At 40.9% G+C, this 24,708-nt stretch carries 29 protein-coding genes; 28 read left to right on the top strand and 1 reads right to left on the bottom strand.

What is annotated here, in order from left to right:
* The first annotated feature begins 369 nt into the window (after window positions 1–369).
* From LC091_RS02045 to LC091_RS02025, 5 genes are all read left to right on the top strand, one after another.
* Complete coding sequence (locus LC091_RS02045; RefSeq protein WP_226680060.1) at window positions 370–585, top strand: DUF1659 domain-containing protein; 216 nt, start codon at window positions 370–372, stop codon at window positions 583–585.
* A 38-nt stretch (window positions 586–623) separates the two neighbouring features.
* Entirely contained in the window at window positions 624–839 is a 216-nt protein-coding gene (locus tag LC091_RS02040) for a DUF2922 domain-containing protein (protein WP_226680059.1), read from the top strand.
* A 68-nt stretch (window positions 840–907) separates the two neighbouring features.
* Complete coding sequence (locus LC091_RS02035; RefSeq protein ID WP_226680058.1) at window positions 908–1,072, top strand: YvrJ family protein; 165 nt, start codon at window positions 908–910, stop codon at window positions 1,070–1,072.
* Window positions 1,073–1,226: 154 nt separating this feature from the next.
* Window positions 1,227–2,297: an undecaprenyldiphospho-muramoylpentapeptide beta-N-acetylglucosaminyltransferase gene (locus LC091_RS02030; protein WP_226680057.1), complete on the top strand. Its 1,071-nt coding sequence runs from the start codon at window positions 1,227–1,229 to the stop codon at window positions 2,295–2,297.
* A 556-nt stretch (window positions 2,298–2,853) separates the two neighbouring features.
* Complete coding sequence (locus LC091_RS02025) at window positions 2,854–3,903, top strand: TolB-like translocation protein (protein ID WP_226680056.1); 1,050 nt, start codon at window positions 2,854–2,856, stop codon at window positions 3,901–3,903.
* A 56-nt stretch (window positions 3,904–3,959) separates the two neighbouring features.
* Here the strand turns inward: LC091_RS02025 and LC091_RS02020 are convergent, their stop codons facing one another.
* Window positions 3,960–4,109: a hypothetical protein gene (locus tag LC091_RS02020; protein ID WP_226680055.1), complete on the bottom strand. Its 150-nt coding sequence runs from the start codon at window positions 4,107–4,109 to the stop codon at window positions 3,960–3,962.
* A gap of 290 nt (window positions 4,110–4,399) precedes the next feature.
* On the opposite strand from LC091_RS02020, the gene LC091_RS02015 reads away from it, so the two are divergent.
* The 23 genes from LC091_RS02015 to LC091_RS01905 all read left to right on the top strand — a co-directional run bounded on the left by LC091_RS02015 (window position 4,400) and on the right by LC091_RS01905 (window position 24,361).
* Window positions 4,400–5,668, top strand: a complete 1,269-nt coding sequence (locus LC091_RS02015) for an ATP-binding protein (RefSeq protein ID WP_226680054.1) — start codon at window positions 4,400–4,402, stop codon at window positions 5,666–5,668.
* Between the two features lie 222 nt (window positions 5,669–5,890).
* On the top strand, window positions 5,891–7,183 hold the full coding sequence (locus tag LC091_RS02010) for a lysine N(6)-hydroxylase/L-ornithine N(5)-oxygenase family protein (protein ID WP_226680053.1): 1,293 nt from the start codon (window positions 5,891–5,893) through the stop codon (window positions 7,181–7,183).
* 286 nt (window positions 7,184–7,469) lie between these two features.
* The gene (locus LC091_RS02005) at window positions 7,470–7,985 is read left to right on the top strand and encodes a type 1 glutamine amidotransferase domain-containing protein (RefSeq protein ID WP_226680052.1); all 516 of its coding nucleotides are present in this window, start codon (window positions 7,470–7,472) and stop codon (window positions 7,983–7,985) included.
* A gap of 303 nt (window positions 7,986–8,288) precedes the next feature.
* The gene (locus LC091_RS02000; RefSeq protein WP_226680051.1) at window positions 8,289–9,113 is read left to right on the top strand and encodes a M55 family metallopeptidase; all 825 of its coding nucleotides are present in this window, start codon (window positions 8,289–8,291) and stop codon (window positions 9,111–9,113) included.
* Between the two features lie 57 nt (window positions 9,114–9,170).
* Complete coding sequence (locus LC091_RS01995; protein ID WP_226680050.1) at window positions 9,171–10,103, top strand: ABC transporter permease; 933 nt, start codon at window positions 9,171–9,173, stop codon at window positions 10,101–10,103.
* A 1-nt stretch (window position 10,104) separates the two neighbouring features.
* Window positions 10,105–11,055, top strand: a complete 951-nt coding sequence (locus LC091_RS01990) for an ABC transporter permease (RefSeq protein WP_226680049.1) — start codon at window positions 10,105–10,107, stop codon at window positions 11,053–11,055.
* 8 nt (window positions 11,056–11,063) lie between these two features.
* Entirely contained in the window at window positions 11,064–12,074 is a 1,011-nt protein-coding gene (locus LC091_RS01985) for an ABC transporter ATP-binding protein (protein WP_226680048.1), read from the top strand.
* Window positions 12,075–12,480: 406 nt separating this feature from the next.
* Complete coding sequence (locus LC091_RS01980) at window positions 12,481–14,112, top strand: peptide ABC transporter substrate-binding protein (protein WP_226680047.1); 1,632 nt, start codon at window positions 12,481–12,483, stop codon at window positions 14,110–14,112.
* A 112-nt stretch (window positions 14,113–14,224) separates the two neighbouring features.
* The gene (locus tag LC091_RS01975; RefSeq protein ID WP_404819651.1) at window positions 14,225–15,169 is read left to right on the top strand and encodes a S66 peptidase family protein; all 945 of its coding nucleotides are present in this window, start codon (window positions 14,225–14,227) and stop codon (window positions 15,167–15,169) included.
* Window positions 15,170–15,183: 14 nt separating this feature from the next.
* Window positions 15,184–16,284 carry a dipeptide epimerase gene (locus LC091_RS01970; RefSeq protein WP_226680045.1) on the top strand — a complete coding sequence of 367 codons (1,101 nt, stop codon included), beginning with the start codon at window positions 15,184–15,186 and terminating at the stop codon, window positions 16,282–16,284.
* Window positions 16,277–17,200 carry a C40 family peptidase gene (locus LC091_RS01965; RefSeq protein WP_226680044.1) on the top strand — a complete coding sequence of 308 codons (924 nt, stop codon included), beginning with the start codon at window positions 16,277–16,279 and terminating at the stop codon, window positions 17,198–17,200. Before LC091_RS01970 ends, LC091_RS01965 begins: the two co-directional genes overlap by 8 nt.
* Before the next feature lie 2 nt (window positions 17,201–17,202).
* Window positions 17,203–18,222: an ABC transporter ATP-binding protein gene (locus LC091_RS01960; protein ID WP_226680043.1), complete on the top strand. Its 1,020-nt coding sequence runs from the start codon at window positions 17,203–17,205 to the stop codon at window positions 18,220–18,222.
* Complete coding sequence (locus LC091_RS01955) at window positions 18,209–19,036, top strand: serine hydrolase (RefSeq protein WP_226680042.1); 828 nt, start codon at window positions 18,209–18,211, stop codon at window positions 19,034–19,036. The genes LC091_RS01960 and LC091_RS01955 overlap by 14 nt, the downstream gene beginning before the upstream one ends.
* Window positions 19,037–19,213: 177 nt before the next feature.
* Window positions 19,214–20,284: a competence type IV pilus ATPase ComGA gene (gene comGA, locus LC091_RS01950; protein WP_226680041.1), complete on the top strand. Its 1,071-nt coding sequence runs from the start codon at window positions 19,214–19,216 to the stop codon at window positions 20,282–20,284.
* Window positions 20,265–21,305 (top strand): competence type IV pilus assembly protein ComGB, encoded by a 1,041-nt coding sequence (gene comGB, locus LC091_RS01945; protein ID WP_319003624.1) that lies wholly within the window; start codon window positions 20,265–20,267, stop codon window positions 21,303–21,305. The genes comGA and comGB overlap by 20 nt, the downstream gene beginning before the upstream one ends.
* Window positions 21,306–21,641: a competence type IV pilus major pilin ComGC gene (gene comGC, locus LC091_RS01940; RefSeq protein WP_226680040.1), complete on the top strand. Its 336-nt coding sequence runs from the start codon at window positions 21,306–21,308 to the stop codon at window positions 21,639–21,641.
* A complete protein-coding gene (comGD, locus tag LC091_RS01935) occupies window positions 21,628–22,086 on the top strand; it encodes a competence type IV pilus minor pilin ComGD (protein ID WP_226680039.1) in 459 nt (152 codons plus the stop codon). The genes comGC and comGD overlap by 14 nt, the downstream gene beginning before the upstream one ends.
* On the top strand, window positions 22,070–22,405 hold the full coding sequence (locus LC091_RS01930; RefSeq protein WP_226680038.1) for a type II secretion system protein: 336 nt from the start codon (window positions 22,070–22,072) through the stop codon (window positions 22,403–22,405). Before comGD ends, LC091_RS01930 begins: the two co-directional genes overlap by 17 nt.
* Window positions 22,389–22,835 (top strand): competence type IV pilus minor pilin ComGF, encoded by a 447-nt coding sequence (gene comGF / locus LC091_RS01925; RefSeq protein WP_226680037.1) that lies wholly within the window; start codon window positions 22,389–22,391, stop codon window positions 22,833–22,835. Before LC091_RS01930 ends, comGF begins: the two co-directional genes overlap by 17 nt.
* Entirely contained in the window at window positions 22,789–23,217 is a 429-nt protein-coding gene (comGG, locus tag LC091_RS01920) for a competence type IV pilus minor pilin ComGG (protein ID WP_226680036.1), read from the top strand. The genes comGF and comGG overlap by 47 nt, the downstream gene beginning before the upstream one ends.
* A 62-nt stretch (window positions 23,218–23,279) precedes the next feature.
* The gene (locus LC091_RS01915) at window positions 23,280–23,507 is read left to right on the top strand and encodes a YuzF family protein (protein ID WP_226680035.1); all 228 of its coding nucleotides are present in this window, start codon (window positions 23,280–23,282) and stop codon (window positions 23,505–23,507) included.
* A gap of 123 nt (window positions 23,508–23,630) precedes the next feature.
* Window positions 23,631–24,146, top strand: coding sequence for a shikimate kinase (locus LC091_RS01910; RefSeq protein ID WP_226680034.1), 516 nt, complete (start codon window positions 23,631–23,633; stop codon window positions 24,144–24,146).
* A 32-nt stretch (window positions 24,147–24,178) separates the two neighbouring features.
* Entirely contained in the window at window positions 24,179–24,361 is a 183-nt protein-coding gene (locus LC091_RS01905; RefSeq protein WP_226680033.1) for a YqzE family protein, read from the top strand.
* Window positions 24,362–24,708: the final 347 nt, after the last annotated feature.

The following is a 24,708-nucleotide window of genomic DNA, read 5'->3' as shown; positions in this document are numbered from 1 at the left end:
TACTTCGTTCAACTTAGGTTTTAAAAACTTTCTAATTGAGTTATTAGAAATGCATTTACATATCTTTACGTAATTTCCAGCTGTGGATTGGAGCAAATGGCGAAGACTCCAGCGGGGGAATAACGGTAGATTGAGACCCCACAGCGCAGGAAGCCGCTTAAAAAATGAACTCTCATTTACGTATTTGATTTCTAGCTGGTGATTGGAGAAAAAAGCGGAGACTCCAGCAGCGCCCCTAGGAAAGCGAAGCCTTTTTCGGAAATCAACAGCGGTGTTAAACCAAACAACTAAAATTTTTTAGTAAGTTTATAATTGTTCACTACTTTTCTCCTTTAACTTTTTATATAGAAGGTGAAAGGGGGTGAGAGCATGGCAGATTACGCAGTAGAAAATGTTCAACTTCGTCTAATGTATGAATTAGGAGAAGATGAAAAAGGGAATTTGTTGTTCCGTTCCAAAAACTACAACAACATTAAAGTAGATGCAGAAGCGACTGCGCTATTACAAGCAGCGGGAGCAATCTCAGGTCTTCAAACAACACCTGTATCTAATGTAAGACGTAGTGAGTTACACTACCTAGGCTAAGAAGTGTGACTAATTCATGAAAGAAAGGAGGTGGATGCATGTTTACACTAGAATTATTTTTCCTAAACGAAGAAGGGAAAAAGGTGAAGGTGTCTGTTGATGACCCTAGAGCGGATTTAACACAGGTGGAAATCGAAGCGGCGATGGATACTATTATTGCTGCCAATGTTTTTACATCTAAAGGTGGAAATTTCATTACAAAAGATAGTGCACGAATTGTTGAACGTAATGTGACAGAATATGAAATAGCTTAACGTACTCTCGAAGGGTCTACTCTAAATCAGTAGGCCCTTCTTATTTTAAAAGGAAGGGGGGAGAGATCATGGACCAGTGGTGGACATGGATAAGTGATGTTGGTTTCCCGATTGTGGTCACGTTTTATTTGTTGCACAGGATAGAACAAAAACTTGAACATGTAACAAAAACGTTGCAACAGCTTCCATATCAATTATCTAGGGAAACACTGCCTTCAAGGAACATCAAATAGAAAACAGGCTATTGAACGAGCAATATGGTTCAATAGCCTGTTTTACGTTTCATGCGGTTTGTGATAACGTCGATGATGACATAAACTCTTTGCCTTTAAGACTTTTTTCGTTAATAATAAGAAGAAAGAGAATGACATGAAGGATGTTGATACCATGACAAGTAAAAAAATCGTCTTTACCGGCGGCGGCTCTGCAGGGCACGTCACACCTAATATAGCCATTATGAATAAATTAAAAGCCACAGGGTGGGATATTACATATATCGGTTCAAGAAAAGGAATTGAAGAAGATATTATTGGGAAGGAAAATATTCCTTTTCACGGAATTTCAAGTGGTAAGCTTAGACGCTATTTTGATTGGAAGAATTTTTCCGATCCACTTAGAATTATTAAAGGGGCAATGGAAGCTTTAATGATTTTAAGAAAGGTAAAGCCAAAAGTTGTATTTTCCAAAGGTGGATTTGTAACAGTTCCTGTGGTGATGGCAGCTAAAATGCTAAAAATACCGGTTATCATTCATGAATCAGACATTACACCTGGTCTTGCCAATAAAATTGCAACCAAATTTGCGACAAGAGTTTTTGTCACATTTGACGAGACTTTAAAGCACTTTCCGTCTGAAAAAGTTTTATTTACTGGTTCACCGATCAGAGAAGAGTTATTCCAGGGAAAAGCTCAAGAAGGAAGAGCATGGCTTGGATTTCATGAGAAAAAACCGATCTTAACCATAATGGGTGGAAGTCTAGGGGCTAAAAAAATCAATGAAACCTTACGTCAAGTTTTAATTCAATTAACAGAACAATATCAAATTGTCCACTTATGCGGAAAAGGAAACATGGACCGTTCCCTTGAAGGTGTAAAAGGGTATAAGCAATTCGAATATATGAATCAAGAATTACCAGATGTTCTTGCAGCATCTGAGTTCATTATCTCAAGAGCGGGTGCGAATTCTATTTTTGAATTTCTGGCATTGCGTAAACCGATGCTATTAATCCCACTTTCTAGGAATGCCAGCAGGGGAGATCAAATCTTAAATGCCCAATCATTCGAGAAAAAAGGGTTTGCAAAAGTATTATTTGAAGAAGATCTCACCACTGACACCCTGTTAACTCAATTAGAGGCACTCAAGAATGATAAAGATCAACTGCAAAAAAACATGTCTGAAGACAGTGCACCAAACACACTGGAAATTATCTTAAAAGAAATCATAAACACAGCAAAATAATTAAAAAAGAGCAATCTATTATTAGGTTGCTTTTTTGCTATATAAAGAAAGCATATAATCCGGTTGATTTCCGTTCCAGGCGCTTCGCTGGCCTGCGGGCGGTCCGTGAGCCTCCTCGGCTTGCGCCTGTGGGTGCTCACCTGTCCCTTCCTCCCGCGGGCGTCTACGCGCCTTCCACTCCAATCAACAAGGTGACTGCATTCACTTTAGTCAAATACTAACCGAGTTACTGCAAAACCAAAAACGTTACTTTAACTAAATTTCTAGCTGTGTATTGGAGCAAATGGCGAAGACTCCTACGGGGAAGTAGCGGCAATGTTGAGACCCCGCAGCGAAGCGAGGAGGCTCAAGGTCGCCCCGTGGAAAGCGTAGCCATTTGCGGAAAGGAACAGCGGCGTCGATTAACCACTAACTAATGTTTTACGCTATAAAAAGACCGGGCGGAATTTGCCCGGTTTTTCTTGTAAAATAATTCTAAGTTTAATAAGTAGGATTTTCCATTAGAGGGTAAACTACGATAGTAGTAATTCCATTTATAAGAAAGAGGCCGATACCGATGAAAAAACAAACTTTAAAACTATTCACAATCTCCCTAATAGGATTTGTCATCATCATATCCGTCCTTTTATATTTCTTCTCAGAACGATTTACACGCTCATGGCTCCCTATTGATAACGGGTTTGGAGAAACCGTCACCTTGTCCCCTGATGACAAGTCCATCGTTTTCCCATTTTATCAAAGCGGGGATGGAGCACTCTATAAAGCAAATGTAGATGGCAGCAATGTTAATCAATTAACCTACCCAAGAGAGGAAGAAAGTCATGTACATCCACGGTATTCATCCAGTGGCGAAAAGATTCTCTTTTTATCACAAGAAAAAGGCGAGAACACATTAACAAGGTCACTCTACATAATGAACAATGATGGAAGTGAACTCATTCGTCTTTCCCAAGAGGACGAACTAATAACGGATGCTATTTTTTCACAGGACGATCAATCCATCTATTATTTAGCGGCAAAGCGATATCAGGAAGGCAATGAAATGGAGGAAGGTCCAACTAGCATTGATTTGTATTCTATTTCTATAAAAGGAGATAAAAAGGAACGGCTCACTCATGATGAAAGTTTAAAAAAGCGGAGTCTGTCACTTACAGAAGACGGGGCGAAACTAGGATATGTGGAGTGGAGCATAGATGAAGAAAAAGGTCTTCATTCTTCTTTTGTTGTGATGGATACTCAGACTATGGAGCGGGAGTATGTAAACCCTGATTTTAATACAAATATTATCTATAGTGGCAAACTCTCTCCGGATGGTAACCTTATTGCGTTTTCAGCAGCAAGCGAAAATCCACGTGAAAAATCGGAATTCATTTACGAAATGTACACAATGAGCACGAGTGGAAAAGAAGTACAACCTATTACAAGCTTTCGTACCTTAATTACAGAACCAGTATTTTTCCGCGACAAAGAGAGGGTATTATTTATTCAAGATCAGAGTTGGTTGAGGGGAAAACCTAACTATAAGTTGTGGGCTGTGAATATCAATGGGGAAGAAATTCAATCCATTACCTTACAAATGCCACAGTTTTCTGGTACCATCCTTTAGTTTAAATAACCATAACAAAACCCAAGTCGATCAAGACTTGGGTTTTGTTTATCTTATTAGAACATTGGTAGAAGATAACTGATAATGAACCAGATGATTCCGAAAAATATAATGAGGTAGGCAGTATATTTAATAAATGTTGAAGCAACTAAACCACGATCTTCTTTTGTTTCCCGTTTATCAACTCTTACATCTCTATCTTCCATGTGGATTCCTCCCTGAATAGCTTTGTTTACCAATATATACCCTGCTGGAACTAGCTTAAACCTTCCCAATTATTTGCGGGAAAGGAAACTATACTGCGAAAGTAACTAGAAATTATGGGGTAGGAAAGTGTATAATGATTTTCGGGTATAATTCAATGGATTTCCATCTGACTTTCCCAAGCGGGACTTTATATCTATATTTAAAATAAAAAGATATAATAAGTGGACCAACCGAATTTATGAGAATCTCAATGGAAATAAACTATTTTTAGGGATATAAGAGGTATTTTATGAAGAGGAAATGGCTGAAGTTTATACCTTTAATCTATTTGTTCTTTGGAATCGTATGGATAACACTTACGGATTATTGGTTATATGTTTTAAAGCAACATAACAATTATGTTATCGCAGAATATATCAACCTGTTAAAAGGTTGGCTTTTTATACTAATCACTACACTATTATTATTTTTGATGCTAAAAAAGCATTTGGCACTGAAGGAGCTTGAACAAAAGGAACAAGAGCTTTCAACCCTTATAAACAATATGCCTGACTTTGTCTGTTTTAAGGACGGAGAGGGTAGATGGCTGCAAACGAACGAATATGGGCTTGCGCTATATGACCTGGAAAAGGTTGATTATAAGGGTAAGACGGATATAGAGCTGGGAGCCTATTCCCCATATTTCATGGAGGCTTTTGAATACTGTATGAAAACGGACGAGCAGACTTGGAAGGAAGGAAAGATTTCACGCGATGAGGAATCTTTTTGCCTTGCGGACGGGGAAAGAAAAACCTTTGATGTGATTAAAGTCCCTTTGTTTCATAATGATGGACGGAGAAAAGCACTTGTTACGATAGGCAGGGACATATCATCTCTAAAGAAAACAGAACAATTGTTAGTGACAAAAGAAAAACTATCGGTAGTTGGTGAACTATCTGCAGGTATTGCCCATGAAATAAAAAATCCATTAACCTCCATTAAGGGATTTATTCAATTAATTCAAAGGTCAGGAAAAGCAAACGAAAATCATGTAGATATGGTGCTATCTGAAATTGATAGAATAAATGATATTGTATCGGAGTTACTAGTTCTATCCAAACCTCAAACAAAGGAACTAACGCTGATACCGATACTGGAAGTACTTCAGTATGTAATAAAATTAGTGGGAAATGAAGCTAATAATAATAATATTTCCTTTTCCATAAAAAATATTGGCTCTGATACGTTGGTAAGAGGGGATAAGAATAACCTCAAACAAGTTTTTATCAACCTTATCAAGAACTCCATGGAAGCAATGCCTGACGGAGGAACCATCCTAATTACCGGGTTTCCGGAAACAGGTGGTAGAAAAAGTATTCAGGTTAAAGATGACGGGTTAGGAATTTCATCCTTTAACATGGATAATATCGGCAATCCTTTTTTCACTTCCAAGGAAAAAGGAATGGGACTTGGGTTGACAATAACTAAAAAAATTATTGAAGAGCATCAAGGGAATATTCGTTTTGAAAGCAAGGAAGGATACGGTACAACTGTCACTATTGATTTGCTAACACATTAAAAAATGTGCTTTTGATAAGAGATAGATGACCAAGCAGTTCATAGATTTATGCATAGAATATATCGTGTGCAGCTTCCTTCTCCTTTCGTACACGGGATTTTTGGACAGAGACTCAGTCTCTGTCCCTTTTTTTGTGTGTAACATTTTATATGAAGGGAGAAAATGTATGGAAACAGGGTATAAATAAGACAATACAATATAGATAAAAGTGGGGGAATGAAAATGTCCGAAAAAAAACCCTTTGACCTTATTGGTATTGGAATAGGGCCATTTAATTTGGGGTTAGCAGCATTAGTCGATGATGTCCCAAGTATTTCAACTATCTTTTTCGATAAAGAAGAAGCGTTCAATTGGCATCCAGGCATGCTAATTGAACAATCTGATTTGCAGGTGCCATTTCTAGCAGATCTGGTCTCATTTGCTGACCCGACAAACAAATACAGCTTTTTAAACTTTGTTCATCAACAGAATCGATTATTTCAATTTTTCTTTTATCGCCGCTTTGACATTCCAAGAAGAGAATACAACTTATATGCTAAATGGGTATCGGAAAACTTGCAGAACTGTCATTTTCAATCCGAAGTAATTTCGGTGGAATTTACAAATGATGGGTATAGGGTGAAGGTAAAGAGAACGGATACTGGAGATGTTTCTACTTACCATGCCAAACATGTAGTAGTAGGTACTGGAAGTATCCCATTTATTCCGGATGGCATAGAGAAAAATGATCAGGTTGTGCATACAAGTGAGTATTTACATAAAGAAAAAGAGATGAAAGCTTCCGATTCAATAGTCGTTGTCGGGTCTGGACAAAGTGCAGCGGAGGTTTTCTATGAACTATTGGAAGAACAAAAGCATAACAAGTATTCGTTAAAATGGTATACGCGTTCCTCTTTATTTTCTCAGCTTGAAAGTGCAAAGCTGGGGCAAGAGGTCTTTTCTCCCGATTATGTTCAGTATTTTCATGGACTATCTTATGAAAAAAGAAAAGAAGCATTAAATCGACTGGGTACTGTTCGTAATGGAGTAGATAAAGAAACATTGGTCAAAATTTATGACTTGCTTTATAACAGATCTGTTGAAGGGCGAGATGAAAAAATCACCATTCAGCCCTTGACAGAAGTGAAGTCAATAAATGAAAGTAATGGCGTATTAGAAGTAGCATGCAAACAGTGGGAGAAAGAAAAAGACTTTAAAGTTAAAGCAGAATATGTAGTATTGGCGACAGGGTATAAGCCCCATATACCACAATGGCTCTGGGATATGAGAGAACAACTGGTGTGGGAAAGTGATAAAGAATTTAAAGTGGATGAAATGTATCGGTTAGTGTGGAAGGAACCTAGACATAATCATATGTATATTTCCACTAACCTTGAACACTCACATGGGACGGCAGCCACCAATTTGAGTCTTGCCGTTATGAGAAACCAGACGATAATCAACGATGTGTGCAAAACAGAAATATACCCAATCCAAACAGAAACCATCTTCCAACAATTCATGCCCGATGCGTAATCCTACGTTTAACCTGCCCTCTGACGGGTACAAGAACATATATACACGGGACTCATAGCTGTTGATTGTAGCAAAAGGCGAAGACTCCTCGAAAATGCTACGCATTTACTTCGTGCGATGTTTCGCTGCCGAAGCCTTCCTTGTCCTGAGGGAGATAGCGCTAGGTGGAGACCCCGCAGGCTTGCCGAGGAGGCTCCAGCAGCGCCCCTAGGAAAGCGAAGCCATTTGCGGAAATCAACAGCGGTGTCCAAACAAAGCCCATAACTTAAAGAGGAGATGTTCCATAATGAGTAAAAAAATCGCAGTACTACTAACCAACGACTTTGAAGACTCCGAGTACACAGAACCAGCAAAAGCCTTTAATGAAGCAGGACATCAATTAACAGTAATCGAAAAATCAAAAGGTGAAACAATAAAAGGGAAAACTGATGGAGTAGAAATTACAACAGATGCCGGTATTGATGATGTAAGTCCAGAAGACTTCGATGCACTATTAATACCTGGAGGATTCTCCCCAGATATCCTCCGGGCAGATGATCGATTTGTTGCATTTACTAAAACGTTCATGGACGATCAAAAGCCTGTTTTTGCAATCTGTCATGGACCACAATTACTTATTACAGCAGAAGCACTGAAAGGAAGAGATATTACCGGCTTTACTTCCATAAAAGTAGATCTGCAAAATGCAGGCGCTCACTATCACGATAAAGAAGTCGTTGTCTGTCATGACCAACTCGTTTCCAGTAGGACACCAGACGACATTCCTGCATTTATCCGAGAATCTTTGAAGCTTCTCAAATAAAGGTTGGAAGGATCCAGACAAGGAGTAATACTCCAGTCTGGATCTTTTTTATGAAACAAAATTCCAAAATATACTAAAAAGTTTTATTAAAATACGTTTTTTATAAGATTCTCTAACATATTCATCCATAAACTTGCATAAAAATTGTTGATTGTTTCAAAAAATCTCCTTGTTTTAAAAGGATTTATTACATAAGTATAAAAAGCGTGAATATTTAGACTCATATTTTCCTAGATTCATTGAATGATAAACATAATACTGTTATAATATTAAGAAAATTGTAACACGAAAGGAGGGAAATGGATGAATTTATATATATCGGTTGATATGGAAGGAATTAGTGGTCTAGTAGATCATACCCATGTCGATTCAAGGCTACATAACTATGAACGCGGCCGAAAAATAATGACCCAAGAAGCCAATGCAGTTGTGAATACGGCTTTTGAAAAAGGTTTTAAGGAGGTTGTTGTCAATGACAGCCATTCCAAGATGAATAACATTCTTATTGAAGACCTGCACCCTGAAACCAAATTGATCACAGGAGATGTGAAACCATTCTCCATGGTGCAGGGATTGGATGACAGCTTTGATGCTGCAATTTTTGTAGGATATCATGCCAGGGCATCCATGAAAGGTGTCATGACACACTCCATGATTTTTGGTGTAAGAAATATGTACATAAATGATATGCAAATTGGGGAACTAGGATTTAATGCCTATGTAGCTGGCTATTATGGTGTACCAGTCATCATGGTGGCAGGAGATAATCAGACGGCACTGGAAGCAGAATGCCTCATCCCTGGTATACATTGTGCGGTTGTCAAGGAAGCGGTTTCACGTTCTGCTGCGAAGTCACTTACTCCGTATAAAGCACAAGAGTTAATCAAAGAAAAAACGTCCAAGGCATTGGATGACATACATAATATAAAACCGTTGGTACCGCCTGATCATCCAACACTTCGCATTGAATTTGCGAATTACGGCCAAGCGGAGTGGGCAAATCTGATGCCAGGAACGGAAATAGAGCCAGGGACGACTATCGTCAAGTTTCATGCAAATGATATCAAGGAAGCCTATCAAGCTATGCTTGTTATGACAGAATTGGCGATGAGAACGACATTCTGTTAATAAGATTACTTAGTATTTACATAAAAACTCAATAGGAAAGAAAGTGTGAGTGGGAGAATGGGAACATTTATAGCAAAAAGATTACTAGCAATGCTCATAACTTTATGGGTCATCATCACATTGACCTTCTTTTTGATGCATGCCATACCGGGTTCTCCGCTTAATGAAGAGCGCTCTACTAGTGATGTAGTTCAACGTAACCTTGAAGCGCACTATCATTTGGACAAGCCGGTACCGGTTCAGTATGTGATGTATTTAAAAACATTAGTGACATTGGATTTTGGTCCGTCAATTAAACAACCGTCCCAAACGGTGAATGATATGTTGGGGCGAGGTTTCCCCATTTCTTTCGAGCTTGGGATGATCACTTTAACTATTGCCGTAATTTCAGGCATTTTCCTTGGAGTGATTGCAGCACTTAAACGAAATGGCGTTATTGATTATATGGCGATGACTTTTGCCGTTTTCGGAATTTCCATACCGAACTTTGTCCTTGCAACCGTGTTGATCCAGCATGTTGCTGTCAACTGGGGATGGCTTCCGCCCGCCACTTGGTCAAGCTGGAAGCATATGATTTTGCCGACATTAGCTCTTGCAACAGGTCCGATGGCAATCATTGCGAGATTGACGAGAGCAAGCATGATGGAAGTGTTAACACAAGATTATATTCGGACGGCAAAAGCAAAGGGCTTATCACCGGTGAAAATAGTCTTCAAACATGCGCTTCGTAACGCATTATTGCCGGTTGTCACCATACTGGGTACCCTTGCTGCCGGGATTTTGACAGGGACATTTGTAATCGAAAAGATCTTTGCCATTCCTGGCATGGGCAAATATTTTGTGGAAAGCATCAATACGCGTGACTATCCAGTCATTATGGGAACAACAGTATTTTATAGTGCATTCTTAATTTTAATGCTTTTTCTTGTAGATATAGCTTATGGGATATTAGACCCTCGTATTAAGCTTCATAAAAAGGAGGGGAACTAATATGGTGGAGCGTAAACTTCAAGAAAATCAGCAAAATACTGTTCCTGATGAGTGGTTCACCCCACTTGATAAGAACAAGGGAGAGGCAGAGGCTGTAGTCCGTCCGAGTCTTTCTTATTGGCAGGATGCTTGGCGCAGATTGGTTAAGAACAAACTCGCGATGGCAGGGTTGATCTTTCTTTTATTCTTGACCATCATGGCCATCTTTGGTCCGATTTTTTCACCTTATAGTGTCATGCAGACAAATTTACCAAACCAGAATCAGCCCCCTTCATCCACCCATTTCTTTGGTACAGATGAACTGGGTAGAGATGTTTTCACTCGTACCTGGTATGGTGCAAGAATTTCGTTGTTTGTTGGATTGATGGCTGCGTTGATAGATTTTATCATTGGAGTAATCTATGGGGGAATCGCAGGCTACAAGGGTGGTAGAACCGATAATGCAATGATGCGTGTGGTGGAAGTTTTATACGGCCTTCCATATCTATTGGTCGTGATTCTATTAATGGTTGTGATGGGTCCGGGATTATTGACCATTATCATCGCACTAACTGTTACCGGATGGGTTGGAATGGCAAGGATTGTCCGTGGCCAGGTACTGCAAATAAAAAATTATGAGTTTGTGCTTGCGTCTAAAACTTTTGGTACGAAGACTTCTAGGATTATTAGAAAAAATCTTCTCCCTAACACGATGGGACCTATCATTGTTCAAATGACATTGACGGTACCGGCTGCAATTTTCGCAGAAGCATTCTTAAGCTTTCTTGGTCTTGGTGTTAGTGCCCCGTATGCCAGTTGGGGTGTGATGGCCAATGATGGTTTATCAACAATTATTTCAGGACATTGGTGGCGCCTGTTCTTCCCGGCATTCTTCATCTCCATGACCATGTTTGCCTTTAACGTGTTTGGAGACGGATTACAAGACGCACTAGATCCAAAGCTGAGGAGGTAAGTGACATCATGGAAAAAGTACTGGAAGTAAAAGACTTACATGTATCCTTTACAACATATGGAGGCGAAGTGAAGGCTGTCAGGGGAGTCAGTTTTGATTTGCATAAAGGAGAGACGCTCGCAATTGTAGGGGAATCCGGGTGTGGGAAGAGTGTGACGTCCCAAAGTATCATGCGATTGATTCCACAACCACCAGGACGAATCACGCAAGGATCAGTTCTTTTTAAAGGCAAGGACCTGACCAAAGTGTCTGAACCTGAAATGAGAAAAATTAGGGGTGCAGATATTTCAATGATTTTCCAAGACCCCATGACGGCATTGAACCCTACGCTTACAGTTGGGGATCAGATCATGGAGGGGATCATCCAGCATAAGAAAGTTTCGAAAGCAGAAGCGAAGAAACAGGCGGTGGACATGCTGAATCTTGTCGGCATACCAAGTCCGACAGAACGGTTGAAACAATACCCGCACCAGTTCAGTGGAGGTATGAGGCAACGTATCGTGATAGCGATGGCGCTTGTATGTCAGCCCGAAGTATTGATTGCAGATGAGCCAACAACAGCACTGGATGTAACAATCCAGGCGCAGATTTTAAATCTTTTTAAGGATATTCAAAAGAAAACCGGGGTTTCCATCATCATAATCACGCATGACTTAGGGGTAGTAGCGCAAGTAGCAGACCGTGTGGCTGTTATGTATGCAGGAAAAATAGTGGAATCTGGAAATAGGAGAGAAATCTTCTATAGAGGAGAGCATCCATATACGAAAGGTCTATTAAATTCAGTTCCCCGTCTTGATTTGGAGGATGAAGAGCTGGTGCCTATTGTCGGCTCTCCACCTGATCTATTTTCACCACCGACAGGTTGTGCATTTGCAGCAAGATGCGAGTATGCCATGGAAGTATGCGAGCGCGTATATCCGATGAAGACACATCTGTCCGAGGAACACCACGTAGACTGCTGGCTCCAGGACCTAAGAGCTCCTAAACCAGTAAAAACAGTAATTTCAACTATAAGATAAGACTTATAGTGAAATAGAATCATAGCTGTTGATTGGAGCACAGGGCGAAGACTCCAGCGAGAGGTATAGACCCCGCAACGAAGGAGGCCACTGAAAACCCGATATATCATGTGTTTAGTGATTTCTAGCTGTAGATTGGAGCAAAAGGCGAAGACTCCTGAGGGAGATAGCGTTAGGTGGAGACCCCGCAGGCGAAGCCGAGGAGGCTCCAGCAGCGCCCCTAGGAAAGCGAAGCCATTTGCGGAAATCAACAGCGGTGTGTTAACTACATCCTAAATCAATGAAATTTTCAGTGGCTTTCAACGAAGTGAAGAGGCTCCAGCACCTCCCCTAGGAAAGCGAAGCCCAGTGTGGAAATCAACAGCGGCGTCTTACAGAACCACAATTGAAAAAGGGGGAGTAACACATGAAAAAGGTATTGTCATTACTAATGACCGCCATGCTAGTATTCGTCTTAGCAGCATGTACAGCCAGCAACAACGCAGGCACCGACACAAACGATAACTCTAACAACAACGAAAGCGCATCAGGAGAAAAGGTACTTCGCCTGAACAACGGATCTGAACCAACATCACTAGATCCGCCAATCGGCTTTGACTCCTATTCTTGGAACGCACTAAACAACTTGATGGAAGGTCTGACTCGCCTAAATGACGAACACCTGCCACAAGAAGCAACAGCGGAAAAATGGGATGTATCCGAAGACGGAAAAACGTACACATTCTATATTCGTGACAATGCAAAGTGGTCTAATGGGGACGACGTGACTGCAGGTGACTTTGAATTCGCATGGAAACGTCTTTTAAACCCTGAAACAGCATCTCCCGCTGCATTCCTTGGTTACTTCATCGAGGGTGGAGAAGCATACAACAACGGAGAAGGCTCTGCTGATGATGTACAAGTAAAAGCTTTGGATGAAAAGACATTAGAAGTAACACTTGTTGCTCCACAAACGTATTTCCTAAGCGTTATCACGAATCCGGCCTTCTTCCCAATCAATGAGAAGGTTGCTACAGAAAATCCAGAATGGTTTGCTGAAGCGGATTCTTTTGTTGGAAATGGTCCATTTAACCTTGCGGAATGGGAGCATGAAAGCCACTTTGTTATGGCGAAGAATGACAAATATTGGGATGCAGACACAGTGAAATTGGATAAAGTTCATTGGGCAATTGTAAATGATACGAACACGGAGTATCAAATGTACCAAGCGGGTGATCTGGATACTTCAGGAGTGCCTGCTGATGCAAGTGAAGCGTTATTTGCAGAAGGAAAAGTAAATATTGGCGAGCAGGCTGGTACGTACTTTTTCCGATTTGGAGTAGACAAAGCGCCATTCCAAAATGCAAACATCAGAAAGGCTTTCGCAATGGCAGTTAATCAGCAGGATATTGTTGATTATGTGACAAAACGAGGAGAAGAAGCTGCAAAAGGATTTGTCTCTTCAGGATTCACAGATCCATCTGGAAAAGATTTCCGTGAAGTGAATGGAGACCTTGTTACATTTAACGCAGAAGAAGCAAAAGCTTTATTGGAAAAAGGTATGGAAGAAGAAGGATATGAAACATTACCGGAAGTTACATTAACGTATAACACAAGTGATGAGCACAAACGTATCGCTGAAACGATGCAACAAATGTTCAAGGACAATCTTGGAGTTGATGTGAAGCTTGCTAATATGGAATGGAACGTGTTCCTTGATATGCAGACAGCTCTTGAATTCCAATTTTCCCGAAGCTCATTCTTAGCGGACTATGCTGACCCTATCAACTTCCTTGAAAACTTCCAAACTGGACACTCCATGAACCGTACAGGTTGGAGTAACTCGAAGTATGATGAGCTAGTTCAATCGGCTCTTAACGAATCCGATGAAGCAGCACGCTATGAGCAAATGTACGAAGCGGAGAAAGTGTTATTTGAAGACATGCCAATCATTCCGTTGTATTTCTACAATCATGTATATCTTCAAAACGAAGCGGTAAAAGGTATCGTTCGTCACCCTGTTGGATACATCGAACTTAAATGGGCGGACAAAGAGTAACAGGTTATATGTTTTAACAGGAGAAGGGTGTTCACTGAACACCCTTTTCATTGAAATTGTCATACATACTAAAATCAGCAACACCATACATATACATAGCTTGACGGAATTTATTAAAGGAGAGGAGTGGCGAAACATGAAGCCGCTGCGTTTAAAAAAAGGAGACACGGTTGGTGTCATTGCACCTGCAAGTCCGCCTAAACAGGAGAAATTGAAACGAGCACTTCCTTTCTTGGAAGAGGAACTGGGCCTGAAAGTAAAGCTGGGCAAATATGTGGATGCTCCCTACGGCTACCTTGCATCCAAGGATGAAGAAAAACTAGAAGATTTGCATGCTATGTTTCAGGATGATGAGGTAAAGGCAATTTTCTGTGCATGCGGCGGATTTGGAACGGCAAGAATTGCTTCCAACATAGATTATGACATTGTAAAAAATAATCCCAAGATTTTCTGGGGTTACAGTGATATCACTTTTTTACATCAGGCATTTTACCAAAAGGCCGGATTAACTTCTTTCCATGGTCCGATGCTGAGCTCGGATATCGGGCTCGATAGCATTCACCCTCTATCAAAAGCCTATTTCCAACAGTTGTTTGAACCAACTGAACTAGTATATACCGAAGAACTCTCCCCCCTCGAAGTGATGAATGAAGGCGTTGCGACAGGAGAGCTTGTTGGCGGCAACTTAACTTTGCTAGTAAGTTCACTTGGAACTCCGTTTGAACTACAGACAAAGGGGAAAATCCTCTTTTTTGAAGATATTGATGAACAGCCATACAAAGTGGACAGAATGCTAAATCAGTTGAAAATGGCAGGAAAGTTCTCCGACGCAGAAGGGATTGTTATTGGGGACTTTCATAATTGTGTACCTGATGAAGGAAAGGCATCCTTGACGCTTGAAGAGGTTATTTCTCAACACGTAAAAGATGCAGGGAAACCGACTATGAGCGGTTTCCAATTCGGACATTGCTCTCCTAATATCGCTATACCGCATGGAGCAAAAGCGGAATTAAACACATACAACAAGACATTGACTATACAAGCAGGAGTGGAATGAGAGGAGAAGGAATAATGAAAATACAACATGTTGAGACGTTCCGCACCGCAGTACCTCTGTCAAAACCGTTTAAGACGGCATTGCGTACCGTGTATGTTGCGGAAGCCGTGGTAGTGAAGATAACCTGTGATAATGGTCTGGTCGGTTGGGGAGAGGCACCACCTACCCATGTCATCACAGGAGACAGTCTGGATAGTGTAGAATACGCCATTCAGCAAATTTTCAAACCGACTCTATTAAACGAGAACCTCTTAAACTATGAACCTCTATTGCAACAACTACATAAATCGGTTGTTCGGAATACTAGTGCAAAGGCTGCAGTCGATATGGCCATTTATGATTGCCTGGCTCAACATAGCAGGCTGCCTCTGTATCAATACTTGGGCGGGGCCAAGAGTGAGCTGGAAACTGACTTCACTGTCAGCGTCAATTCCCCGAAAGAAATGGGAGACGACGCTATTGGTTATGTGGAGAAAGGTTTCCGTGTCCTAAAGGTGAAAGTTGGGAAAGACGATATGGCCACAGATATAGCTAGAATAAGAGAAATCAGAAGTCGTGTAGGAGATATGGTAGAAATTCGCCTTGATGCCAATCAAGGCTGGACGGCCAAGGAAGCCATACGCGGCATTCGCAAAATGGAAGATCTGGGGTTGAATATCGAGCTTGTTGAACAACCTGTCATTGCCCATGATATGGAGGGATTGAAACAGGTTACCGATGCAGTGGAAACACCAATCATGGCGGATGAAAGCGTCTTTACTCCCGAACAGGCAGTTCAAGTACTTAAAACACGGAGTGCCGATCTGATCAATATCAAACTTATGAAATCAGGCGGCATTTTCCAGGCGGAAAAAATTAATAGTATTGCACAGTCCTTTGGAGTGGAGTGCATGGTAGGAAGTATGATTGAAACCAGGCTCGGGATCACGGCTGCCGCCCACTTTGCCGCGAGTAAGAGCAATATCACTCGATTTGATTTTGATGCACCGCTTATGTTGGCTGAAGATATCGTAACAGGAGGTATCATTTATAACGGGCGAACAATCAGTTTCCCGGATACGTACGGATTAGGAATTAATGATGTAAAAGTCAAAGGAGGAGTCAGCATTGAGTAAATACGTCATAAATGTACCGGTTGCTACCATTTGGACCTCTTATGATTCAGCAAGAATATTAGATGAAAAAGCCATTTCAAATCCTACAGATATCAAAAGCTGGCTCGATTCACTAAATTTTGAAACAAGGCTAGAACTTTGTGACGCCAACTTAATCCAATCCCAACTGCTATACGGGCAGGAGGTTCTCGTTCTAGAGGAAAAGGAAAATTACTTTCATATTATTGCACTGACCCAAGGCTCATCAAAGGATGACAGAGGATATCCTGGCTGGGTCCCAAAATGCCAGATTACCAAAGTAGCGGACTGGAAGCTTGAAGATAGTCCGGTTGCAGTGGTGACAAGCAATCTGACCACTTTATTCTCTGTGGAGGATAAGGAATTACTGGAGCTGAGCTTTCAAACCATTTTGCCGGTAGTGGAGAATGGGAAAGAAAAGGTGAAGGTTCAACTTCCTGATGAAACTTTAGGACTGCTGAATACTGCTGACACTTCTGTGTACGACGGTCTTTCTTCCATCCCAAAAGGGTCTGGAACGGATATTGTAAGGAGTGGTGAAAGATTCCTCGGTCTTCCATATTTATGGGGAGGCATGAGCGGATTCGGTATGGACTGCTCTGGTTTCAGCTACACGATGTGTAAAGCTAATGGCTATATCATTCCGCGCGATGCCCACGACCAGGCTAAAGAGGGGGAGGCAGTGCCGCTAAACGCTTTAGAACCTGGGGACTTGTTGTTCTTTGCTTATGAAGAAGGCAAGGGGAAAATTCATCACGTTGGAATTTATTATGGAGATGGGAAACTGTTGCACTCACCAAAAACAGGTAGAGATATTGAGATCCTACCTATGGAAAACACCATTTATGAAAAAGAACTATGTGCAGCAAGAAGGTACTGGCAGAAGGACGGGGAATAAACATGCAAAAGAAACTACTTCAAGTGAAAAAATTGCAAAAATATTTTTTTCTAGGGAAAAATCAAACTCTAAAAGCAGTAGACAATGTCTCATTTGATATTTATCAGGGTGAAACTTTTGGGCTGGTTGGAGAGTCTGGATGCGGTAAATCCACTACAGGAAGGACCATCATCGGACTTTATGGCAAGACGTCAGGAGAAGTAAATTTTAACGGAAAAGATGTTCATAAACTTACTGAAAAAGAGAAATTTGCTTTCCACAGGAACATGCAGATGATTTTTCAAGATCCATATGCTTCTTTAAACCCTCGTTCAACGGTAAAAGAAATCATCTCAGAACCGATGGAAGTACATGGGATTTACAAAAATAGTAAAGAACGCACAGAACGCGTCTATCAACTATTGGAAGATGTGGGGTTGAATCGGGAGCATGCCAACCGTTATCCGCATGAATTCAGTGGAGGACAAAGGCAGCGTATCGGAATTGCTCGTGCATTGGCGTTGGATCCAGATTTTATCATTGCCGATGAACCAATTTCCGCTTTGGACGTATCGGTGCAAGCCCAAGTGGTGAATTTAATGAAACGTCTCCAGAAAGAAAAAGGGTTGACTTACCTGTTCATTGCCCACGACCTTTCCATGGTTAAGCATATCAGTGACAGGATAGGGGTTATGTATCTTGGTAAAATGATGGAATTGACGGAGAGTAAGGCACTTTATAAAAAGCCGTTGCATCCATACACACAAGCATTATTATCTGCTATACCAATACCGGATCCAGATATAGAGGATAAGCGGGAAAGGCAAATTGTTCAAGGGGAGATTCCAAGTCCGATTAACCCACCAAGCGGCTGCGTCTTCCGTACCCGCTGTCCCCACGCCATGGAAGCTTGCAGTCAATCGGTTCCAGAGTGGCAGGAAGTAGAAGAACGTCATTATGTGGCCTGTCATTTATATAATGAAAAGATTGTTGGACCGGATAAAGTGAGGGAAATGGTGGCAAGTGCGCATGATGGGAACTGACACCAAGTTGCAAATTTTGAAAGAACGTGTCCAGGCAGTGGTAGACGCCACTGCGGGAAATGTTAGTTTTGTAATTGAGGACGGCAGTGGCCAGCGTCTCGAAAAAGATGCTGATATTACGAAAAAAGCGGCAAGTCTCATAAAGATTCCTATCATGATGGCGGCATTTAAACAGATAGAAGCAGGCAGGTTGAATCTTTCTGACAGATTTTCTATAGATCCAGAAAATGTAGCAGGTGGAGCAGGTGTTATTCCATTTATGAATGCTGACACGAGTTTTGCTTTAAACGACTTGTTATCGCTAATGATTATTGTATCCGATAATACGGCCACCAATAAGGTGATTGACATTCTCGGGTGGGATCTAGTGAATGATTTCTGTAAAGAGCAGGGTTTAACGAATACGAAACTTGAACGAAAAATGATGGATTTTAAAGCCTCAGCTGTCGGATTGGAAAACAAGACATGTGCCCGAGAAATGGGAGATTGTCTAAAGCTCCTATATGTGGAAGACGACAAGAAGCCTGTGTTTTCCAATAAGAGCAGACAAACTATGCTGCAAATTCTTGGTGGTCAGCAGCTTTTAGATAAGCTTCCATTTTACATGGATCTTGATTTGATTAAAATTGCCAATAAGACCGGCGAGCTGCCAGGTGTGGAGCATGATTGCGGAATTGTTACCTATAAGGGAGAGAAAATTTTAGTAGCCGTTCTTATCGACGACTTGGTTGATAACTCCATTGGTAAAAGGGCGATACAGGAAATAGGCAAGTTAGTAGAGGAATATATAATGGGGACCATATCTTTTTGTTGAAAAGGATAGGTCTTCTTTTTTTGAAAAAAATAAATAATCTTGCAGGAATATGTCAATCGTTGTAGAAAATTATAAAGGCAGACCTGTACCCCATCCTTTTTTACTCTCTTTTCCTCTAGGCAAGAAAGCTCATTCTCTTCCATCCAACAACCAAACCAACAAAAAATGAGGTGACAAATGAATATTGAAAAAAAGTGTGAAGAAATCATTCGCCAAGCTATCCGTTTGCGTGTATCAGATATTCACATCAAACCACATGAAACGTCCGCCAAAGTACTTTTCCGTCTGGACCACTACCTCTATGATCAAGAAGATCTCCCACTAGAAATTTATGAACGGATGTTATCCCACCTTAAATTCCAAGCCGAAATGGACATAGGTGAAGCAAGAAAGCCTCAAAATGGCGCATTAAACCTTTTTATCGACTCCAAACCTATCAATCTACGACTCTCGACCTTGCCCACTGTTAACCAAGAAAGTCTCGTCATCCGAATACTGCCGCAAGATGACAGCCAATACCCTTTAAAACGCCTATCCCTTTTTCCAAACTCCACAAGAAAACTATTTTCCTTAATGAAGCACTCACATGGCCTTATTCTGTTTACCGGCCCGACCGGCTCGGGGAAAACCACCACTTTGTATTCCATTTTGGAAGAGTCAAAGGGGATGTTGCAACGGAATATTATTACGCTTGAGGATCCGGTGGAGCGGAGAAGCAGAAATGTGCTTCAGGTGCAGGTGAATGAAAAGGCGGGGATCACCTATGCGACAGGTTTAAAGGCTATTCTCAGACATGATCCAGACATTATTATGGTTGGAGAAATCAGGGATGAAGAAACGGCGAAGATCGCTATAAGGGCATCGCTAACAGGTCATTTAGTATTGAGCACCTTGCATACGCGGGATGCAAAAGGAGCGGTGCATCGGCTGTTGGAGTTTGGGGTCACACAACAAGAATTGGAACAAACATTAATTGCTATTTCGGCGCAAAGGCTAGTGGAGTTGAAATGTCCATATTGTCATGGGGAATGCACGTCTTTCTGCAGAAAATACAGGCAACACCGATTGGCTAGTGTATACGAACTTTTATATGGACGGGAACTGTCCAAGGTGATGGATGAGTGTAAAGGGGCAAAGGTGGAATTACGCTATCCCACACTGAAGGAAGTAATTAAAAAGGGAATAGCACTAGGCTTTATTCATCATAGGGAATACGAAAAATGGGTGAATGATGGCAAAGGGCAATAGGGACTGGCCGCTCAAAGTTCAGGAGGATTTCCTTAAAAGGATGGGGGACCTGTATACAAATGGCTATTCCCTTTTAGAAGCATTGGAATTGATGAGTATTCACTTCGAAGCGGAAAAGAAAAGAAGCTTGCTGGAGGCCATTGAGGAACTGAAAAAAGGGTACAGTGTACACCAAGTTTTAGAAAGTCTGCATTTCAATCAGGATATTTTATCTTTGCTATTCTTTTCACAGAAGCATGGAAACCTAGGACAGGCATTTCGGTCAGGGGGAGCACTGCTTGAACGGAAGAGGTATTACCGAGATAAGATTTTCTCTATACTCAGGTATCCAATCATGCTTTTATTTCTCGTAATTATTATGCTTGTTTTTGTTCAATTGGTCCTGTTGCCACAGTTTCATCTATTGTTTTCCCAAATGAACATTTCTCTAAGTCCAATCATCTCCGTATTTTTCTTTTTAGTTGTTCAAATACCTATTTTACTAATGTGGTGTGTACTCGGAATTTTCGCAGCCTATCTATTTTATAAACTCTATGAAAGAAAATTGACCCCGTCTCAAAAGGTAGCTATGCTGCTGAGATTACCTCTTGTCAAAACCTTTCTCTCCCTTCATTTTTCCCATTATTTTACGCAACAATTAAGCAGCTTGCTTTTAAGTGGTTTAACGATCAATGAAGCTATAGCTGTGTTCGAGCAGCAACGCTACCATTCTTTTTTCCATTGGAAAGCAAGAGAATTTCGTAAGCGTTTAGTAGAAGGAGCGAAGTTGGAAAAATTGGTGGGAAGCGAGAAAGTATTTGTAAAGGGGCTGGATGTAGTAATTGTGCACGGACAAAAGAATGGGAGATTGGGACAGGAACTGGAGCAATACAGCAAGCTGTTGTTGGTAACGATGCAGGAAAAAAGCGAAAAGCTATTGGGAAGAGTTCAGCCAATTTTATTTTTAGGAATCGGTTCATTTGTTTTTGTGTTATATCTCTGTATCTTCATTCCCATGTTTCAATTATTAGGAGGATTATAGATGAGAAAACTATTCAAAGATGATCGTGGATTTACGTTGGTGGAAATGCTTTTAGTTATGTTGGTTATTACCGTGTTGCTCTTAATCATGATTCCAAATGTGACAAAGAATTCTAGCCTAATTGGGGATAAAGGGTGTGAGGCGCTGCTTAGCATGGTCGATGCTCAAATTCAGACGTATCGATTGGATACAGGCAGCGAGCCGGCAACCATTGATGACTTGAACTCGCCAGAATACCTGGAAGACCGTTTTGATGATGCCGGCACATTAAGCTGCCCGAACGGAGATACCGTTACTATTGTTAACAGCAAAGCGGAAGCTAATGGTGGGTTATAGGCCCTTAGATTCCAAGGGATACTCCCTTTTGGAATCGATGCTGGTTCTTTCTCTCATTTCCATCATTCTATCGGTGACAGTCCTTAATCTTAATGGAACCAATAAAAACAAAATTGGAGAACAATTTAGCGAGCAATTAACCAACGACCTTTTGTTTGCGCAACAATATGCAATAAGTACGAAAACAAGTGTAAGTATTATTTTCACCCCCCAAGAAAACTATTACCGTATACATCAAGGCACTTTTCATATTAATGAAATGGTATATCGGGAATATCACCGGGATATAAGAATAGATACTCGCACCATGGGAGAAAGACTGATATACAATGGCAACGGAAGCATAAATAAGGCTGGTGCAATTGGTATCTATGTGGACGAAATGGAAGGCTATCGATATGTTTTCACTTTAGGAAAAGGCCGTTTTTATGTGGAAAAGCTCTAAAGGATTTACATTATTGGAGGTATTAGGGGCTTTGGTTATTTGGATGGTAATTGTCTCGGTTTTGCTTCCTGGGCTGGTGCGAATGAGTCAGGAACGTAAGGGGTTTTTCCTTGATCAGCAAGCAAGGTTCCTCTTAACGGTGGAATTGGAGGAAATCCGTACGGAGGCAAAATCATTTGAGGGAAATACCGTAAACAGAAATGGCACCACCTATTCCCTGACATTGGTGGAAGAAACAGTTCCGCCACTGTTGTGTGTGACCTATAAGAATTATAGATCGTTGGAGGAGGAAAGGTGTATTTATGTCCATCTTCCGTAAAAATGGCGGTTTTACCTTATTGGAGGTCTTGGTCAGTTTTTCAATCATCCTCATTCTTACGGCATTTTTCCCTCTATTACTTAAAAGCCTTTCATCTTTAACTGAAAAGGGAGATGGAATTCATCCTTTGGAACTTGAGGTGTTCATTCAGCAGGCTAACAGAGAGGTTCGAAATGCTAAGAAAGTTACAGTAGAGGGAAATGTGATGGTCATCATTAATCAAGCCGACCAAAGAGTAACTTATGAATTTTATCAAAAAAATATCAGACGGAGAGTCAATGGAACTGGTCATGAATTACTCTTGCATGGAGTAGAGAGTATTTCTTTTGAAGAAGTGAGAAATGGCGCTATAGTGAATGTGAAGGGGAGCGATGAAATAAGCCATGAATTTAAATTGGGGGCTATCCGAACCAGCTGGAGTGAGGGATAAACAGGACAAAGGCTATATTTTTCCCGTCACACTGGTCTTGAGTGTAATCATCTCTTCCTTCTTGCTTCATCAAGTCGAAAACTACCGGCTTGAAAAAATGTTTTATCATGAATCGGATCAACAATTCGAGTTGGAAGTGATGATGAAATACACCTGGGACATAGTGGAGGAACAGTTGAAAGAAGAAAGAGAGGAAATTATTTCGTCTGTTGAAATGCCAAGGGGAGAGGCGACAGTTACTGTGAAGGAACTTGGTACAGAGAGTGAGCTTGTTATTGTCTGCACAACGAGGACAGGGAGAGAGTACAAAGCAACCATCCTTTACGATATGGAAGAAAAAAAGGTGCTCGGCTGGTATGAAACGATTAAATTAATCACATAAACTCACCATCCCATTGTCCCAATCATATAAATGTACCGTGTAACAAAGGAGGTAAATACCTAATGAATCAAGCGGACAATGGGATGCCCATTCAATATATGGTGATAGAACCCTATGTGTACCATACCTTAAGAAGCATTGTAGGAACCGAAGTGGTCATTGAAACAACGCGAGGATCAATTAGAGGTAACCTGAAGGATGTTAAACCAGATCATGTTGTTTTGGCTGCTGGAGATTCCAGCTTCTTCATTCGAACTGCAGAAGTTATCTGGGTTATGCCTGATAACTAGAAAGCAAATTAGGCAGAAGTGTCTCCTATTGATGGAGGCACTTTTTTAAAAGTGGAGGGAGTGCGAGATTTGCCATATAATAAAACAATAAAGAGGCATCTCAAAAGAAAGAGAGGCATGAAGATGAAGAGCATCTATCTTACAGGGTTTATGGGAGCGGGGAAAACCACAATCGGACAGGCATTGGCAACTAACCTAAATCTCCCTGTCGTTGATACAGACACACTGATTGAACAGAATATGAAAATGGAAATAAAGAATATCTTTGAACAACATGGAGAGAGCTATTTTCGCGAGCTGGAAACAAATACCTTACAAGAACTACCGGTGAATGATACCCTAGTGACAACTGGTGGAGGAATAGTAACAACTCAGAAAAACATTGACTGGATGAAGAAATTCGGCTGTATGATCTTTCTATACGCAGACCCGGAAGTTATTTTGGAGCGCTTGGAAAATGATACAACCAGACCACTTATAAAACAGAAAAAGAAAGAAGAAATCATAGAGCTTTTTAACAAACGTCTCCCTTTATATAATCAAGCACACATCAAGGTGGATACAACCGGGCTGAGCATAGAAGCTGCTGCGGAAGCTGTACATAATGCGATTAAAACATGGAATAACCGGCAACAATAAAGGAAAAAGGATTCCTTTGGCGGTGAAGTAAATTGAAAACAAATGACTATGTAAAATATGTGACACAGCAGTTGGTAACCTACATGGACCAACCAAAAGAAGTAAAACGAGAGCAAAGGCAACAGAGAAAGCAGGAGCGTTCTCCAATCGCCTACCAACTGTTCGGCGTTATTCCATTTGCCATCATGATGATTTTCAAAAAGAACAAGAACTAAGGCAAAAGTATTGCCAAACTTTTGTTTTTTATGCTACAATCTCATCGGACAGTTAAGAAGCGTTCAACTAAATGTTCATGCAAATGCTTTCAACATAGATAAGAACTTTACGTGTTACTGATACGATCAGGCATGAGTGAAGAGGTTTTGATCCATACTAAGGGGACGAGTGTACCCTTTTATAGAGACAAGCCCTCACTCATGCCTTTTTCTATATTCTTACCTACATATTCACCGCGATTACTGGTGAAAGCTACAGGGTATAGGAATAAAGGGAAACAAAGTTCTTTTAGTTGAATAGTTTCTAATCAGGTTTTTCTCTGTATCCTATCAGTTGAAACAGTGTG

Source organism: Sutcliffiella horikoshii (assembly GCF_020524325.1).
In the GTDB taxonomy this organism is placed as follows: Bacteria; Bacillota; Bacilli; order Bacillales; family Bacillaceae_I; genus Sutcliffiella_A; species Sutcliffiella_A horikoshii_D.
The sequence above is the reverse complement of the archived record's forward strand: the minus strand, read 5'-3'. Positions and strand labels throughout refer to the sequence as shown.

What these genes read in the sequence shown, in the direction of transcription:
- LC091_RS02020 (WP_226680055.1), bottom strand. Translation starts at nt 4,109, where the DNA reads ATGGAAGATAGAGATGTAAGAGTTGATAAACGGGAAACAAAAGAAGAT.
- comGA (WP_226680041.1), top strand. Translation starts at nt 19,214, where the DNA reads ATGAATATTGAAAAAAAGTGTGAAGAAATCATTCGCCAAGCTATCCGT.
- LC091_RS02025 (WP_226680056.1), top strand. Translation starts at nt 2,854, where the DNA reads ATGAAAAAACAAACTTTAAAACTATTCACAATCTCCCTAATAGGATTT.
- comGD (WP_226680039.1), top strand. Translation starts at nt 21,628, where the DNA reads ATGGTGGGTTATAGGCCCTTAGATTCCAAGGGATACTCCCTTTTGGAA.
- LC091_RS01960 (WP_226680043.1), top strand. Translation starts at nt 17,203, where the DNA reads ATGCAAAAGAAACTACTTCAAGTGAAAAAATTGCAAAAATATTTTTTT.
- comGF (WP_226680037.1), top strand. Translation starts at nt 22,389, where the DNA reads ATGTCCATCTTCCGTAAAAATGGCGGTTTTACCTTATTGGAGGTCTTG.
- LC091_RS02040 (WP_226680059.1), top strand. Translation starts at nt 624, where the DNA reads ATGTTTACACTAGAATTATTTTTCCTAAACGAAGAAGGGAAAAAGGTG.
- comGG (WP_226680036.1), top strand. Translation starts at nt 22,789, where the DNA reads ATGAATTTAAATTGGGGGCTATCCGAACCAGCTGGAGTGAGGGATAAA.
- LC091_RS01970 (WP_226680045.1), top strand. Translation starts at nt 15,184, where the DNA reads ATGAAAATACAACATGTTGAGACGTTCCGCACCGCAGTACCTCTGTCA.
- LC091_RS02010 (WP_226680053.1), top strand. Translation starts at nt 5,891, where the DNA reads ATGTCCGAAAAAAAACCCTTTGACCTTATTGGTATTGGAATAGGGCCA.
- LC091_RS02000 (WP_226680051.1), top strand. Translation starts at nt 8,289, where the DNA reads ATGAATTTATATATATCGGTTGATATGGAAGGAATTAGTGGTCTAGTA.
- LC091_RS01910 (WP_226680034.1), top strand. Translation starts at nt 23,631, where the DNA reads ATGAAGAGCATCTATCTTACAGGGTTTATGGGAGCGGGGAAAACCACA.
- LC091_RS02045 (WP_226680060.1), top strand. Translation starts at nt 370, where the DNA reads ATGGCAGATTACGCAGTAGAAAATGTTCAACTTCGTCTAATGTATGAA.
- LC091_RS01995 (WP_226680050.1), top strand. Translation starts at nt 9,171, where the DNA reads ATGGGAACATTTATAGCAAAAAGATTACTAGCAATGCTCATAACTTTA.
- LC091_RS02030 (WP_226680057.1), top strand. Translation starts at nt 1,227, where the DNA reads ATGACAAGTAAAAAAATCGTCTTTACCGGCGGCGGCTCTGCAGGGCAC.
- LC091_RS01915 (WP_226680035.1), top strand. Translation starts at nt 23,280, where the DNA reads ATGAATCAAGCGGACAATGGGATGCCCATTCAATATATGGTGATAGAA.
- comGB (WP_319003624.1), top strand. Translation starts at nt 20,265, where the DNA reads ATGATGGCAAAGGGCAATAGGGACTGGCCGCTCAAAGTTCAGGAGGAT.
- LC091_RS02005 (WP_226680052.1), top strand. Translation starts at nt 7,470, where the DNA reads ATGAGTAAAAAAATCGCAGTACTACTAACCAACGACTTTGAAGACTCC.
- comGC (WP_226680040.1), top strand. Translation starts at nt 21,306, where the DNA reads ATGAGAAAACTATTCAAAGATGATCGTGGATTTACGTTGGTGGAAATG.
- LC091_RS01990 (WP_226680049.1), top strand. Translation starts at nt 10,105, where the DNA reads ATGGTGGAGCGTAAACTTCAAGAAAATCAGCAAAATACTGTTCCTGAT.
- LC091_RS02035 (WP_226680058.1), top strand. Translation starts at nt 908, where the DNA reads ATGGACCAGTGGTGGACATGGATAAGTGATGTTGGTTTCCCGATTGTG.
- LC091_RS01930 (WP_226680038.1), top strand. Translation starts at nt 22,070, where the DNA reads ATGTGGAAAAGCTCTAAAGGATTTACATTATTGGAGGTATTAGGGGCT.
- LC091_RS01980 (WP_226680047.1), top strand. Translation starts at nt 12,481, where the DNA reads ATGAAAAAGGTATTGTCATTACTAATGACCGCCATGCTAGTATTCGTC.
- LC091_RS02015 (WP_226680054.1), top strand. Translation starts at nt 4,400, where the DNA reads ATGAAGAGGAAATGGCTGAAGTTTATACCTTTAATCTATTTGTTCTTT.
- LC091_RS01955 (WP_226680042.1), top strand. Translation starts at nt 18,209, where the DNA reads ATGATGGGAACTGACACCAAGTTGCAAATTTTGAAAGAACGTGTCCAG.
- LC091_RS01985 (WP_226680048.1), top strand. Translation starts at nt 11,064, where the DNA reads ATGGAAAAAGTACTGGAAGTAAAAGACTTACATGTATCCTTTACAACA.